Source organism: Corynebacterium lizhenjunii (genome assembly GCF_011038655.2).
In the GTDB taxonomy this organism is placed as follows: domain Bacteria; phylum Actinomycetota; class Actinomycetes; order Mycobacteriales; family Mycobacteriaceae; genus Corynebacterium; species Corynebacterium lizhenjunii.
In genome coordinates, this window is record NZ_CP064954.1 from 2,427,096 (window position 1) to 2,442,170 (window position 15,075).

Consider the following 15,075-nt stretch of genomic DNA (forward strand, 5'->3'; position numbering starts at 1 on the left):
TGCCCCAGGCGGGCGCGCACCGACGTGAGGAGCTCCCCGTGCAGCTATCTGTGCAGCAACGCCGCATCAATAAGCGCCACCGCACCCCCTGGCTGATGCCGGTCACCGCAGTCCTGGCCTCCGTGGCTGTCTTCGGCGCCGCTGCATTCGGCAGCAATTCCATTCTCAAAACCCAGGAATTTGGCTCCGGCCCCATTTCTGCCAGTGTCTCCGAGGTCAGTTTCGGCGACGGCCACAACACCGTGGTCGATGACCCAGCCATCGCCACCCAGGGTGAGGGCGGCGGCCCCCGCGCTGTCAAGGAATTCCACCGCGATGAGCCTTTCTCCCAGTTTGCCCTGACCTGGACTGGCGAGCGCGACGTGGTGGCCTTCGTGCGCGCCAAGCAACCCGACGGCTCCTGGTCCGAGTGGTTTGCCGCAGATCCCATCGGTACCGCCGATAACACCGGCACCAAGACCGGCACCGAGCTCATCTACGTCGGCCGCACCACCGATGTGCAGGTTTCCGTGGGCAATGTTGACTTGTTTGCCGATGCCCCCGATGGTGCCGCGCCTGCCGATGCCGCCGGTGCCTCCCGCACCCTGCCCAGCGACTTGGACGTGGTCTTTATCGACGGTAAGCCCCAAGACGGCATTGCCCCCATGGCGGACCTGCGCAGCGCCAACGCTCCTGCCATCGTCAGCCGCGCGGGCTGGGGTGCTAACGAGGCCACCCGCTGCCAGCAGCCCACCTACGACAACAACATTCAGGCGCTAACCCTGCACCACACCGCCGGCGCCAATGGTTATAGCAAGGCGGAAGCAGCCGGCATTGTCCGCGGCATCTACGAGTACCACGCGCGCACCCTGGGCTGGTGCGACATCGGATACAACGTCCTGGTGGACCGCTTTGGCACCATCTACGAGGGCCGCTTTGGTGGCCTGGACCGCAACGTCCAAGGCGCCCACGTGGGTGGGTTTAACGCCAATAACTGGGGCATTTCCATGATGGGCAACTACTCCACCGCGCAGCCCTCCCAGGCCATGCTGGATTCGGTGGCTGAGGTTGCGGGCTGGCGTGCGGCAGTAGCTGGCATCGACCCAGCAGGCACCACCAGCCTGCGCTCCGGTGGCTTCGGCGGCAGCAAGTACGCAGCCGGCACCTACTACACCGGGCCGACGTTCATGGGCCACGGCGACCTGCACAACACGGAGTGCCCGGGCCGCAACACCTTGCCGCACTGGCCAGAGATCCGCCGTAAGGCCTCTATGAAGGCCCAAGCCGTAGCCAACGGTCACGGCAAGCCGCTGACACTGACGCAAGCTCCGGGTGGTACCGCGCCCGGCGCTAACGCACCCAGCGCCCCTGGCACGCCGCGCATTCCTGGCGGGGTGCCTGGCACGCCCGGCGCCCCGGCTGCCCCCGACGCCGTGACGTCCTCTCTGGGCAGCAAGGAAATTCCGGCGTCTACCATCCAGGCTGTGGTCGGCATCGCAGCCGCACTGGCCGGTATTGCAGTGGCTGCCAACCATGGCGGCGAGGCTGGCAAGACCCTGGACCCGGACAAGCGGGTTATGGGAGGCCTGACCGTGGGCGAAGTCCCCACCATCATCTCCAAGGTGGTCACACTGACCGGCAATGAGGGGCTGAGCCAAACCTGGACCGCCGTGCTCAACGGCTTCGGTCCCCTGCTGGGGCTGCCCATTGGCGGGCCGGACCTGGCGGGTATCGACCGTAATGTCTTGTACCAGCTCTTTAGCAACGGCGTGGTGCTCTCTTCCAAGGACACCGGCACTCACGCGCTGGTGGGCGACGTGGCCAAGGCGTGGATGAAGAACCCGGAGAAGCTGGGCCTGCCCACGTCCGACCAGTACTCAGTGAACGGGACTACGCTGCGGGTGGACTTCCAGGGCGGCCACATTACCGTCGACCCGGCTAGCGGCGACGTCAACGTCTTCGCCGACTAGCACCCGGCCCCTTTACGCCCAGTCGAAGCTGCGCTCCACCGCACGCTTCCACTGGGCGTAGATGTCTTCACGGTCGGTCTGCGGGCGCCAGGTACGTTCCGGGACCACCAGCGCTGCGATGTCGTCGAGGGAGCTCCAGCACCCGGCGCCCACCCCGGCGGCGAAAGCGGCGCCCAGCGCAGTCGTTTCAATCTCTACCGGCCGGGTCACCTCGGCCTGGAGGATGTCGGCCTGCAGCTGCATCAACAGATTATTGGCCACCATGCCGCCGTCGACACGCAGCTGGCACAGTTCCACGCCAGAGTCCGCGACCATGGCCTCTACCACCTCGCGGGTCTGGAAACAGGTGGCCTCCAGCGCCGCCCGAGTAATATGCGAGCGGTCCGCGAAGCGGGTCAAGCCCACGATGACCCCGCGGGCATCGGGCCGCCAGTGCGGGGCAAACAGCCCAGAGAACGCAGGCACAATGTAGACCCCACCGTTGTCCGCAGCAGCTATGCTTTCCGATGCCCCCGCCGAAGGGATAATGCCCAGCTGGTCCCGCAGCCATTGAATAAGCGATCCGCCCACGGCCACCGAGCCCTCCAGGGCATAGACCGGGGGTTGGCCGTCTTGCTGGAAAGCCACGGTGGACAGCAGACCGTGTTGCGAAAACCTCAGCTCAGATCCGGTGTTGAGCAGCAAAAACAGCCCAGTACCGTAGGTATTCTTCGCTTGTCCGGACGCAAACGCGCCCTGGCCGAAGAGCGCCGATTGTTGGTCCCCCAAAATCCCGGTGATGGGCACCCCAGAGAGCGTGCCGCGGTGGCGCACCGCGCCGAAATGCCCGATGGAGGCCCGGATCTGTGGCAGCACCTCCAGCGGTACCCCCACCCGCTCGCACAATTGCGGGTCCCAGCCCAGGGTGCGCAGATCCATCAACAAAGTCCGCGAGGCGTTGGTGACGTCCGTGGCGTGCACCTTGCCCTCAGTCAGGTTCCACAGCAACCAGGTGTCCATGGTCCCCGCCAGCAGCTCGCCGGCAGCTGCACGCTGGCGAGCCCCCTCCACGTGGTCCAAAATCCAGGCAATCTTGGGCCCAGCCGGATAGGAATTAGCCAGCAGTCCCGTGCGCTGGTTCCACCACTGCTGGTCCGTATCGGGACCAAAGCGCTGTGCCGTGCGGGTATCTTGCCACACGATGGCGTTATAGATCGGCTGGCCGGTGGCCTTGTCCCACACCACGGCGGTCTCGCGCTGGTTGGTTATCCCCAGTGCGGAGACATCCGTTGCAGTAATGTCTAGCTCCACCATCGCTTCGCTGACCACCCGGCGGGTGTTATTCCAGATCTCTACCGGGTCATGTTCCACCCAGCCTTGCTGAGGCAAAATCTGGCGGTGTTCGTGTTGGGCAGAAGAGACAATCCGGCCTTCCTCGTTGATAAACACGCAACGGGTAGACGTGGTCCCCTGATCGATGGCTGCAATCAACGTCACGTTAGAACCACCGCTCTAGCACCGCAGCCACCCCGGCGGCATGGTTGGGCGGCGCCACGTAATCTGCGGCTTCCTTCACCTGCGGGGCGGCATTATCCATAGCCACCCCCAGGCCAGCCCACTGCAGCATCTCTACATCATTGGGCATATCCCCAAAGGCAATGGTGCGGTGCTGCTCCACCCCATAGTGACGCGCCAACCATTCCACCCCGGCAGCCTTGGTGACCCCCGGTGCGGCGACTTCCAAAATTCCGGCATCCATCGAGTACGTCACGTGCGCCAGTTGCGGGTCAATGTGCGGACTAATCAGATCGTAGAGCTGCGGGGCGGACAGCTGCGTGTTACGCAGCAACAGCTTCACCGCAGGCTGGGCCACCACCTCCGCGGTCGGCGCCACCCCAAAGCCATCAAACATGGCGTTTTCTGAATACAGCGGGTCCACCACATAGAGCTCTTCTACTGGGTCCAGGCTAGAAGTCCCGGCGCGCTCTACCCCGATGGCAATCCCCCCATGGCTTGCCATCGCCTCATGTGCAGCCGCAACAACCTGGGCCAGTACCGGCGCGGACAGTTCGGTCGAACGCACTACCTGGTCCCGGTGGGCATCATAAATGACTGCCCCATTGCTGGTCACGCACAACGGACGCAACGGCAGCTGCTCCACAACGGGAGCAATCCAGCGGTACGGCCGCCCAGTGGATAGTGCAAAATGAGCCCCGGCTGCTACCGCGCGCACCACGGCATCCCGGTTGCGCGGGGGAACGCGATGGTTGCGGTCCAAAAAAGTGCCGTCAATATCGCTGGCAATAAGCCGCGGCGCCGGAATATCCAACAGGGACTCAGTGTGCATTTATATCTCCGCTAACGCTCCTTGCGCAGCCTCCGCCAGGCCTTGCGCACCTTCTTGGCCAGCTTAGCGTCCAATTTGCGTTCCGTCTTGGCCCGCTTCCGCGCGGCCTTCTCCTCGCGCTCGCGGGCCTTGCGCGCTCGGTCTGCCTCATCCATGCGATTAGCCTCTTCCAGCGTCGGCGCGGTACCGCCCAACGCTGCGGGCTGCCACGGCTGCCCCGGGGGGAAAGGACCATACTCGGCTTCGTATTCCGCGCGCGCCTGGGCCAGCAGCTCCTCCATCGCCGCCTTCAGGGCCGCAGTATCCGCCGCAGCGTCCCCACTCAGCTCCAGCGGCTGGCCCACATAAATGAGCACCGGCGTACCCGTGCGGCCCAGATTCTTCTTCCCGCCCTTGGCCCAGATGCGCTGAGAACCCCAGGTGACCATGGGGATCAAGGGGGCATCGGCAGTGTAGGCAATGCGAGCGGCACCATTTTTGAAATCCTTGAGCTCAAAGCTGCGGGAGATGGTGGCCTCAGGGAAAATGGTGACCAAGCGCCCGGAGCGCAGGTGGTCCACGGCCTCATCAATGGCCGCGGCACCGGCGGCGCGGTCCACTGGCACGTGGCGCATGGCGCGCATAGCTCTGCCCAACACCGGCACCTCAAAGACTTCCTTCTTAGCCATAAAGCGCGCCAGGCGGCGCCCGCGCAGGTAGGCCGGAATCTCGCCGAAGATGAAGTCGTAATAGCCCGTGTGGTTCATAGCCAGCAGCGCCGGACCGAACTGCGGGACGTTTTCCACCCCGCGGGCCGTCACGCGAATGCCTTGGAAGCGCAACACTCGCTCCAACAGGGAGATTGCGAGCTGATACACCCGCTCGCCTGCCTCCGCGTGGCGCGGTAGCTGCGGCAGGGAAGCGGGCACGCGCACCAGGCCATTGCGCAGTTCCATAGTCTCCCCCATGGCTTAGGCCTCAGTCTGCTTCTGCTGCGCGCGCGGCACCAGCACGTCCTTGCCCACAAAGGGACGCAGGGCCTGCGGCACCACCACGGAACCATCAGCCTGCTGGTGGTTTTCTAAGATAGCCACCAGCCAACGGGTGGTAGCCAGGGTGCCGTTGAGCGTGGCGGCGTACTGGGACTTGCCGGACTCGTCGCGGTAGCGGGTGGACAAACGGCGCGCCTGGAAGGTGGTGCAGTTTGAGGTGGAGGTCAGCTCGCGGTAGGCGCCCTGCGTGGGCACCCAGGCTTCATTGTCGAACTTGCGCGCCGCCGAAGAGCCCAAGTCCCCGCCGGCGATGTCGATGGTGCGGTACGGCAGCTCCATGGCATCGAGCATGTCCTTTTCCATCTGCAGCAGCTTGCGGTGCTGCTCCTGGGCGTCCTCCGGCTTGCAGTATACAAACATTTCCAGTTTGTCGAATTGGTGCACGCGCAAAATGCCCCGGGTGTCCTTGCCATGGGAGCCAGCCTCGCGGCGGAAGCAGGAAGACCACCCGGCGTATTGGATGGGGCCATTAGACAGATCAATAATCTCATCCTTGTGGTAGCCAGCCAGGGCCACCTCAGAGGTGCCCACCAGGTAGAGGTCATCTGCCGGTAGGTAATAAATCTCATCCGCGTGCTGGCCCAAAAAGCCCGTGCCAGCCATGATTTCCGGGCGCACCAGCACCGGCGGGATCATCAGCTGGAAACCTGCCTCGCGGGCCTTCTGGGCTGCCAACATCAGCATGCCCAGCTGCAAGAAGGCGCCATCGCCCGTGAGGTAATAGAAACGGGCGCCACCCACCTTGGCTCCGCGCTTGACATCAATAAGCCCCAGGGACTCGCCTAATTCCAGGTGATCCTTCGGCTCAAAGTCGAACTCCGGAATGGTGCCTACTTCTTCCAACACAATGAAGTCATCCTCGCCGCCTGCGGGGGCACCTTCAACCACGTTGGAAATCTGGAATTGCAGCTCGTTGACCTCGGCCTCCGCCTGGGCCTGCTCAGCTTCCGCGGCCTTAACCTTGGCCTTGAGCTCATTGGAGCCCTCCAGCAGCGCAGGGCGCTCCTCCGGGGAGGCCTGCCCAATCTTTTTACCAAAGGCCTTCTGCTCGCTACGCAGCTGGTCCGCTTGCACAATCGCTGCCCTGCGGCGCTCATCGGCACTAATCAGCTGGTCCACCAGCGCCGGGTCCTCACCACGGGTGATTTGGGACTGCCGGACTACGTCGGGGTTTTCGCGGAGAAACTTGAGATCAATCACGCGTGCAAGTCTAGCGCACCGCCCCGGAAGGACCCTAGCCTTGCCCGGTCATAACCAGCCACCATAAGATGAGGAAATATGAACGCCTCCACGTCTGCCACCCGCCCCGACCCGGCCGCCGTTTTGGCACGTTCCTCTGCCCGCATCTCTCCCGATGCCCCCGCGCCCAAGCACGCCCAATTGCGCGACATTCTCTCCCACCTCTGCCGCACCGAATTGCGCCCAGGCGACTTGCTTCCCGGTGAGCGCGTACTGGAAGAAACCTACGGTGTCTCCCGCATTACGGTGCGCCGTGCCATCGGGGATTTGGTCGCCGCCGGCCAGCTGCGTCGCGTGCGCGGTAAAGGCACCTTCGTAGCCCCCAACCCACTGGTCTCCCGGCTCCACCTGGCCTCTTTTTCAGATGAGATGGGCGCCCAAGACGTCCAGGCTTCTTCCAAGATTTTGCTGGGCGGGCGCTCCACTGCCCCCGAAGACGTGACCGACTTCTTCGGCACCCCACCGGAGGTCCCCCACACTCACCTGCGCCGCCTACGCTTGGGCGACGGGGAACCCTATTCCATTGACGATGGCTGGTACAACTCAGCTTACGTCCCCAACCTGCTAGAAAATGACATTTATAAGTCCGTCTACCACATTCTGGACACTGACTTTAACGTCCCCATCACGGAGGCCGACCAGACGGTCACTGCCGTAGCTGCAGATGAGGAAGTCGCCCGCCTGCTCGATGTCAGCCCCGGCACCCCACTGCTGCACATCATCCGCTACTCCCGCTCCGGCACCAAACCGGTGGAATGGTGCTCCTCCGTCTACCGCACGGACCGCTACCATCTCTCCGCCCGGGTGGGACGGGCGCTGGACGCCCCACTACCGCGGACCTGAAAAGAGCTTAGCCGTGCCCTCTCGGTCCGCACGCAGCAGCAATAGGACATACATAGTGGTGCACGCGATAATGGCAATGGATTGGCCATACCAAAGCCATGGAGTATATCCCATCGGCACAAGGTCTTGTAGAAAACATAGGTATATCGCTGTAGAGGTCCCAGTACCCATAAACCATGACAAGCACAAAAATTCCGGCAGGCTGTACGCCCGACGAAACGCCAGCCACCTGCACAACGCCCACATGACTACCGCACCGCCCATAAGTGGTAGCACATCCTCAAAAAGCCCCCGGTAGCCATTAGGCACCCCGAATGCCGCTGGCAAAGCAGCTAGCCCGTACCACGTTGCAACGATAGCCATGCCACACAGGAACGCAGCGCCTAAACTAACCACTAGCCGCTCAAGCGCCCGGCGGCCGCCCCTACGGGCTTCCATCACCACCGCAAGGATACCGAAACAAGCCGCAGGGATAAAAGGATTCACAATGAGGTTGATCAGAACCTCCAGGACGATACTGGCCATTTCTATCTGCTCCAATCGGGGTCTCTTTACCTAGGGCGCGGGCCGCTACCATCTCTCCGCGCGGGTGGGCCGGGCACTAGAGATGCCAAACTGTACGGATCACCGCAGCCCCAGCGACGATCACCAAGGCTGACTCGCCCACAACACTGAAAGATTTATAATCTGATCATCTCCACATAATCACCCAGTACTCAAATAAAAAGGTCCCTTCGAAATTCGACCTGGCCCTTGCCTGACCTGTCCGCAAGCAGAACCATGGCGATGAACATAACGAGGAACGCGATAGCGGCGCTAGCTGTGCCGTACGCCATCCACGGAATATATGCCATTGGCACCAAATCTTGTCCGAAACAAAGGTACAATCCTGTTGAAACACCAGTACCTATAAACCATGGCAGGCACAGGAATTCCGGTACGCTGTACGCCCGACACCACGCCAACCAGCTGTACAGCCCACACATGGCGACAACAGCGCCCCCAACGGGCAGCGCGTCTTCAAAAAGCCCTCGGTAACCAACGGGTACCCCAAATTGCCCTGGCAAAGCAGCTATCCAATACCAGGTTGCAGTGGTGGACGCTCCGCAAAGGAACGCAGCGACTAAACTAACCACTAGCCGCTCAAGCGCCCGGCGGCCGCCCCTTTTGCGGGTCGCCACCACTGCGGGAATGACAAAACAAGCCGCGGGGATAAAAGGATTAAAAACAAGGTTGACCACAACCTCCAGGACGATATAGGCCATTTGTCTCCGCTCCAATCGGAACTTCTACGATTACCAGTAACAGGTGGCATCCAATCACCCATTAAAATCCAACGAATCCTACTTTTATTCTCAGCAAGGAGGCTGAGCGTTCCGCTTTAGAAGCGCCCCGGAATGAGAGAGAAAATATCTCGGTGCCTCACAGCTCTCCTAGCAAGGCTATTCCTAACTAAAGGTGGTTACGATGTACATAAGTGACAGCAAGGAAATAAGCTTCCGAGCGTCCCAAACATTCCAGATTATTACCAGGTTGCAGCAAGAACACGTTCGCACAAACCTTAGCTATCAATCCCCAAAATTTCGCGTTGCACGGCCCGTAACCAGTGCCAACGGCATCAGCCTCGTCCATACACATGTCATGGCGGGAACATGGCCCTTTGAGCTCGACAAGCCCTGGCAGCGCAGGTACTACCGTATTTATGGGCCTCCAAATTACAAAAGAATCAGGTGACCTCGTACAAAAATCATGGCGTCCAAAATTTACGCGAGAGCGGTACCCCTCATTACACGCCCAATAGTCATACTCTGCCGGAATTGTCACCCCACCATACTGTGGCTGCGTAGAGTCTGGGAGCACACATTCGCTTGCCCGCAAAGTTGTACCGCCAGGGATGACATGGCTCGAGGAAGTCCCTAAAGAGTCCTTTCCAAAAAACAGGACCAGCAGCGCACTGATCGGCTTGCCATCAACAATCACGGTACCGGCGGCTTCAATCTCGTGGTACAGATCCAATTCGCCGCGCTCAAAATTCTGCTTGATCACCACTGGCGCGTCCGGGGACAATACAGGATCCCCAGAGGGGTAGCCCCATTGTGAACGCTCAAAGCCTTTAGCTCCCCACAGCAGCAACATCGGCCCATAGACCGCATGGGCACCAGTCTCAGGCGTCCAGTACATCATCCCATGCTCAAAGACGTTATACCGACCCCGACCATCCGGAGTGACAAGCTCATCACTAATCGGATAGCCCAACCGGCTGCTCTGCGCACCAATAGACTGCCACTTATCGAAAATCGCACCCTGAATACTCGCCTGCGTCGGCAACACCGGCACGTTGTGGGTATAAATATGGCCGCCCTCAAAATCCTGGCGGTACCACTCATCACCCTGAGCGATGTCATCGCTTAGCGGATAACCCAAGAAACCTTGTTCTCGCCCGTGGCGAATCCACACCGAATCCGCCGGGATACTTACCGTATGAGCACCAGTGCGCGGATGCCAATAAATATAGCCGTTAATAAACTCCGTGCGCTTTCCCACCCCATCGGGGTTTGTCAGCTCATTAGTCTTCGGCAGCAGCAAGAAACTCGTTGGCCCGCCAATGCTGTCGTATTTTTCTTTGATCAAACCGCACACTTCCAGATGTGGCGGCCAATAGACCCCACAGCCTGGCCGGGCACGAAACGCCGCACCATTCGGATTAGCCAACTGGGCCTCACGGATCTCAGCCTGATCGGCTTCCTCTTTACTGTAGCCAGCAGGGATTTCCTCCCTGTCCGAGCGCATCTGGCCCGGAACAAGATGGTCCTTAGGATCTTGCGTGGGGTGCCACTCATCTAAACCCTGCGGGTTCAGATCTTCTTCAGCAACCTGGTTAACCTCATAGTCCTCCGCACCTGGCGGGGTAGGAAGACCCCACGGGGCAAACGGGCCATCCTCATCAAAGACCGAAGTATCAAAATCCTCCAGTGATGCCTCAGCTAATACCTCTGCTTCCACCACAGCAGAATCCACATCCGCATCAGCAGTTTGCGCCACAGCTACACCATGGCCAAACCCAACCACACACGCAGCGGACACCACCGCCAACAACTTGCGACAAAAGAGTCTCATATGCAACTCCAAAGATAGGGAACAATGTGTTCCCCGGCACATTACGCCGCAAGGGGATAGTTCGCAAGTAATACCAAAAATTACCCCCGTCCAAACACGCAGTGACTCGCCCCGGGATTGTGAGAGTGGGTGTTTAAGCCGCTTGGGCTTCTGATTGCTCCCTGTTGGGATTGGTGAGACGGTACCACATTTCGTGTTCCTTTGGTGGAATGTAGTCAATGGATCCGTGTAGTCGGTCGGTGTTGTACCAACTCACCCAGCTCGCGGTGGCTGCTTCGACTTCCTGCCAGTTGCTCCACTTACGGCCTTCGAAATCAATCTCCTCACTCTTATACAGGCCAATGGTGGACTCCATAAGCCCGTTGTCGTAGGCATCGCCGACAGTTCCGATAGAACCAGTCATTCCTTCCCGGGCTATGAGCCCGCGCAGCTCGGCACTGGTGTACTGCGAGCCTGCATCCGAATGATGGATGACTCCTACCGGGCTAAAGTTTGGGTCTTCGCGGCTGCGAAGGCTAATAGCTTGGCGCAGCGCGCTGAGGATAAACTCAGTGGTCTTTGACTCGGCAACGCTATAGCCCAGTATCCTGCGCGAATACACGTCGGTGACAAACGCAACGTAGCAAAAGCCCTGCTTGGTGTAGACATAGGTAAAATCTGCCACCCACCACTGATCCGGGCGTTCTACGCTTTCCCAGGCTCGTTTGCAGTGATCGGCAAACCGGGGATTGTTCGGGTTGGCCACTGTCGTGCGCGTGGATTTACGCCGCAGCACACCACTAATGCCCAACAGGGTCATCAAGCGATTGACTTTCTCCCGACCAATGTCCCATCCAGCCCGCTTGGCTGCCTTCCACAGCTTGCGACGCCCGTAGACCCGCCGATTAGCAACCCACAGGTCGTAGAGCCGGTTTGCCTCGTATGCTTCGTCAAGCTCGGCATCGGTAGGACCGAAATTTCGTGCCTGATACCGGTAATAGGTAGCAGGAGAAATCTGGTACTGATGCTCGTTGAGGACCTGGCACATCCGCTCGATGGAATAAAGGTGCCGGTGAGCATGGAGAAACTCCACGACTATTTTTGTTTGCGGTCGAGCTCCGCCTGGGCGAAAAAAGCCGAGGCCAACCTCAAGATCTCGTTGGCCTCTGTCAGCTGCTTGACTTCCTTGCGCAACCGGGCAATCTCGGCGTCCTTGTCCTGCTCGGCAGCAAGCGAGGAAGCCGCTGCTTCCTTCTCGGCTTTCAGGATCCAGTTATTCAGTGTCGCCGGGTTGATATCCAGCATCCCACCGATCTTGCGGCGCGCCCCAATCTTCGTCGCGCCCTCCTCGGCAACCGCCTCGTAGTACAAGCGCAGCGCACGGTCCTTGGTCTCTTGATCAAACCTCATAGTGCCCATGGGCCCCATTATCTCCTATTTAGCTCGTGCACTCTCACACCCCCAGGACGCCTCACAGCACCCATCCCCACACCCCCTGCCTTTGTGCGAATTAACCAGCCCCCGTGCCCGGTGTAGACTCGCAGGCACCATGACTAGCTCGAAGCCGTTTCGCACTCTGCGCAGTCCGCTGGGAATGAGCACGCTGCTGATTTCTGCGGCCTCCGCTGCTGCTTTCCTGGGCGTGTATGACACGATGTCGGATTCCATCTCCGCGCGGGATACCACCATCAGCCACTCCACGGGCAGCAGCATCCAGCCCGCCGGGGAGGTTACCCCGTTTACTACTGCCGATGCCGGCTCGTGCCTCCATTGGCAGGTAGGTCCGGCCGGCGAGGTCTCTGACTTCGCGCAGACCGACTGCCAGGCAGACCACCGCTTCGAGGTCTCTTCCCGGGAGGACTTGGCTGTCTACCCCACCAGTGAGTTCGGCCAAGACGCCCCCATGCCAGACCAAGCCCGCCAGGCTCAGTTACGTGAGGAACTGTGCCACGGCGCCACCCTGCAGTATCTGGATGGCCATTATGATCCCGCGGGTAAGTACTCCATTGCGCCCATCCTCCCGCCGGCCCAGGCGTGGAAGGACGGGGACCGCACCATGCTATGCGGCCTGCAAACCACTGATGAGCACGGCACCGCCCTGATTACCCAGGGCCGGGTGGCGGAATCCGACCAGGCCAACATTGCCCGCGAAGGCGAATGCCGTGCCGTTGATGAGGCCCAGGTCCTACGCACTGTGGACTGCACCCAGCCGCACCACTTGGAGACTGTTTCCGTGGTCAACTTGGCGGAGCGCTTCCCGGAGGGCACCCCTAGCATCGACGAGCAAAACCATGTCTTGACCGAGGTCTGCACCGCCGCTGCCGAGGCCTACTTGGGCGGCGAGGAGCAGCTCTATCAGTCCACCCTGCAGCCCTACTGGGGTTCCATCACGGAAAGCTCCTGGGAGGGCGGCACCCGTTCAGTCAATTGCTCACTCATGCACGCTGCCCCCGGCTCCGCGATGTTCTCCACCATCACCGGCTCTGCCAAGGGCGGCCGCGCGGCCCTGAGCATCAATGGCGCCCCGCCCACCCCGCAGCCAGAGCGCAAGCCCCTGCGTTCCCAGTTGGGGTCCGCCCAGCCTGCTCCTGCTCAGCCTGCCGATGCCCCCACTGCCGATGCCCCCGCACCGGCTCCCAGCGGCCCCGCCTAAGCGCCAAAGTCCGGTGAAGTACCGTGAATAGCAGCAAAGTACCGTGCAGCGCCGCGCCGTGGATGCAGCGCCGCCTCGTGGACGGAGCGAGCTCTGATGTATGAGGTAAGCGAGGAGCGCTTCGAGGAGATGGTCGAAGCCGCCTTGGATAAGATCCCCCAGGAGTTTGTGGATCGCATGCGCAACCTAGCCATTTTGGTGGAGGACTACCACCCGGACTCCCCATGGATTTTAGGCCTCTACGAGGGCGTGGCATTACCGGAACGCACCTTCGACCACACGGGTTATTTGCCAGACGCCATTTGGATTTACCGCGGCGCCTTGCAGGACTTGTGTACCTCAGAAGAGCAACTAGCCCACGAGGTGGAAGTCACCGTTTTTCACGAGCTCGGCCACTACTTTGGTCTCGAAGAAGACGAACTCCACCTCCTCGGCTGGGGTTGAGCCTCACCCGCTGAGTCCACGTTCGCGCTTTCGGCATCCAGAGAACCCGCAATCGCTACCCAGGCGCTAGCTCTTCTGGATGCACACTTATTCATAAACTGGCAACTGGTCGAAGTTGCCCGCGGTCGGCAGGCCACGAAGTACCGGGCTTACCGAAATGAGGAAACCAATCACGACACAGACTGCACATAGGACCATACTGAGTCGGAACCCCACAGCAGAAAGTAGAACTCCCGCACCAGCAGATGCCAGCACAGGCATGAGCCCCATCACCAAACGAGCACCTGCAGAACATTTCCCTATCTTCTCTGGCGGAGCCGACAAAGCTAGGTACCCTCCGGAATAAGACATCCAGGCAATTGAAGGAATACTTATGAGGAGGGTGGCAAATGCGATCAATTGCCACCATTGCGAAAAAGCAACAAGGAAAACGTAGCACCCCAGCTCCCACAGCATGGTTACCCAAATAATTTTTCTTCCAGGGAAGAATTGCATGAGCTTATCCTGGAGGACACCCCCAATAATCATCCCGATAGTGAAGGTAGAGGACACGAATCCAATTATCCAGCCGTCTACACCTAGGTACGCTAACCATAAATCGACGGCCCCGATAAAGAAGAAGTTGGCGAAGTTGGCGAAAAGGTCGACCCCAAAGATTGCTCGGAGGATCGGGTACTTCCAAATCCATAACAGGGAATACTTTGCATCCTCCCAAAATACCCTCAGCGAAAATGAACTGGTATTGCCTCGTTCGTGTAAATTTGTCCTAATGGCTTTCGCTGCCCACATCGGACCGAATCCTGAGATGGCCTGGATAATGAATGGAATAATTGGTGCTAATCCATACAGGAATCCCCCCAGGGGAAGGCCAGCCATCCAGATGATACTGTCGCGAGTTTGATTCCGCCCTTGCGCTGCCACGAGGAGTTTTTCAGAGACGACAAACCTCAAGATAGCATTGGTTAATCCACCAAATGTACCTGTAATCATCCCAGCGCTCAACCCAAAAGCCAACAATAGTGGAAAACTAAAAATTCCGCCATACAGCAGGACCGAAAAGCTTGCCCATATCGCAAATTGGGCAAGCCCGTAGGCGAACAGCAGAATCTTCTTGTTGAAGCGGTCAATAATCATCCCCGCCGGGATTGTCATTATCACCGTACCGAAGGACGTGGCAGCTCCCACGAGTCCAGCCTGACTTAAATTTCCTGTAATATGAAAACTTGCCAGGGCTACGGGAATTGAGATTAAGGATGCACCCAGGGCACTCGCCGTATCGGCGACGAACCAGCGGATATAGTCTGGATGCTCCTTCCGAACAACAGACCAGAATTTTACAGGACTGTCCTTGTGCTGATGCATAATTCCTCCAGAGAAGATAGTCTTGCATGCCGAAAATGGCACGCGATTTGCCTTAATTCACTCAAAAGCAGGGTCAATTTCACAGGATGCCCAATAGGCAGACTGCGTAGCCGTCGTACGACTCCCCGCCGG

Annotated in this window: 12 protein-coding genes; 4 read left to right on the plus strand and 8 right to left on the minus strand. The window is 59.8% G+C overall.

From position 1 onward, the window contains the following. The first annotated feature begins 38 nt into the window (after window positions 1-38). Window positions 39-1,949 carry an N-acetylmuramoyl-L-alanine amidase gene (locus G7Y31_RS11040; RefSeq protein WP_244977393.1) on the plus strand — a complete coding sequence of 637 codons (1,911 nt, stop codon included), beginning with the start codon at window positions 39-41 and terminating at the stop codon, window positions 1,947-1,949. Window positions 1,950-1,961: 12 nt separating this feature from the next. Here G7Y31_RS11040 and glpK read toward each other — a convergent pair whose 3' ends face one another. The 4 genes from glpK to serS are packed head-to-tail and all read right to left on the minus strand — an operon-like array spanning window position 1,962 to window position 6,506. Beyond that, window positions 1,962-3,425 carry a glycerol kinase GlpK gene (glpK, locus tag G7Y31_RS11045; protein ID WP_165010610.1) on the minus strand — a complete coding sequence of 488 codons (1,464 nt, stop codon included), beginning with the start codon at window positions 3,423-3,425 and terminating at the stop codon, window positions 1,962-1,964. Between the two features lies 1 nt (window position 3,426). Beyond that, window positions 3,427-4,275 carry an HAD family hydrolase gene (locus G7Y31_RS11050; RefSeq protein WP_165010612.1) on the minus strand — a complete coding sequence of 283 codons (849 nt, stop codon included), beginning with the start codon at window positions 4,273-4,275 and terminating at the stop codon, window positions 3,427-3,429. A gap of 11 nt (window positions 4,276-4,286) precedes the next feature. Beyond that, window positions 4,287-5,210 (minus strand): lysophospholipid acyltransferase family protein, encoded by a 924-nt coding sequence (locus G7Y31_RS11055; RefSeq protein WP_244977394.1) that lies wholly within the window; start codon window positions 5,208-5,210, stop codon window positions 4,287-4,289. Window positions 5,211-5,225: 15 nt separating this feature from the next. After that, complete coding sequence (gene serS, locus G7Y31_RS11060; RefSeq protein ID WP_165010616.1) at window positions 5,226-6,506, minus strand: serine--tRNA ligase; 1,281 nt, start codon at window positions 6,504-6,506, stop codon at window positions 5,226-5,228. A 78-nt stretch (window positions 6,507-6,584) separates the two neighbouring features. On the opposite strand from serS, the gene G7Y31_RS11065 reads away from it, so the two are divergent. Next, window positions 6,585-7,388 carry a GntR family transcriptional regulator gene (locus tag G7Y31_RS11065; RefSeq protein ID WP_165010618.1) on the plus strand — a complete coding sequence of 268 codons (804 nt, stop codon included), beginning with the start codon at window positions 6,585-6,587 and terminating at the stop codon, window positions 7,386-7,388. Window positions 7,389-8,104: 716 nt separating this feature from the next. Here the strand turns inward: G7Y31_RS11065 and G7Y31_RS11070 are convergent. From G7Y31_RS11070 to G7Y31_RS11080, 3 genes are all read right to left on the minus strand, one after another. Then, window positions 8,105-8,653 (minus strand): hypothetical protein, encoded by a 549-nt coding sequence (locus G7Y31_RS11070; protein ID WP_165010620.1) that lies wholly within the window; start codon window positions 8,651-8,653, stop codon window positions 8,105-8,107. 187 nt (window positions 8,654-8,840) lie between these two features. After that, a complete protein-coding gene (locus G7Y31_RS11075; RefSeq protein WP_244977395.1) occupies window positions 8,841-10,430 on the minus strand; it encodes an LGFP repeat-containing protein in 1,590 nt (529 codons plus the stop codon). Between the two features lie 208 nt (window positions 10,431-10,638). Further along, a protein-coding gene (locus G7Y31_RS11080) for an IS3 family transposase (protein WP_165011249.1) occupies window positions 10,639-11,903 on the minus strand; the annotation gives its coding sequence in 2 pieces (ribosomal slippage) (window positions 10,639-11,621 and window positions 11,621-11,903; 1,266 coding nt in all). 130 nt (window positions 11,904-12,033) lie between these two features. Between G7Y31_RS11080 and G7Y31_RS11085 the strand changes: the two genes are divergently transcribed. Next, window positions 12,034-13,137, plus strand: a complete 1,104-nt coding sequence (locus G7Y31_RS11085) for a septum formation family protein (protein WP_165011002.1) — start codon at window positions 12,034-12,036, stop codon at window positions 13,135-13,137. A 96-nt stretch (window positions 13,138-13,233) separates the two neighbouring features. Further along, entirely contained in the window at window positions 13,234-13,581 is a 348-nt protein-coding gene (locus tag G7Y31_RS11090; protein ID WP_165011000.1) for a metallopeptidase family protein, read from the plus strand. Window positions 13,582-13,668: 87 nt separating this feature from the next. Here G7Y31_RS11090 and G7Y31_RS11095 read toward each other — a convergent pair whose 3' ends face one another. Beyond that, window positions 13,669-14,943: an MFS transporter gene (locus tag G7Y31_RS11095; RefSeq protein WP_165010998.1), complete on the minus strand. Its 1,275-nt coding sequence runs from the start codon at window positions 14,941-14,943 to the stop codon at window positions 13,669-13,671. Window positions 14,944-15,075: the final 132 nt, after the last annotated feature.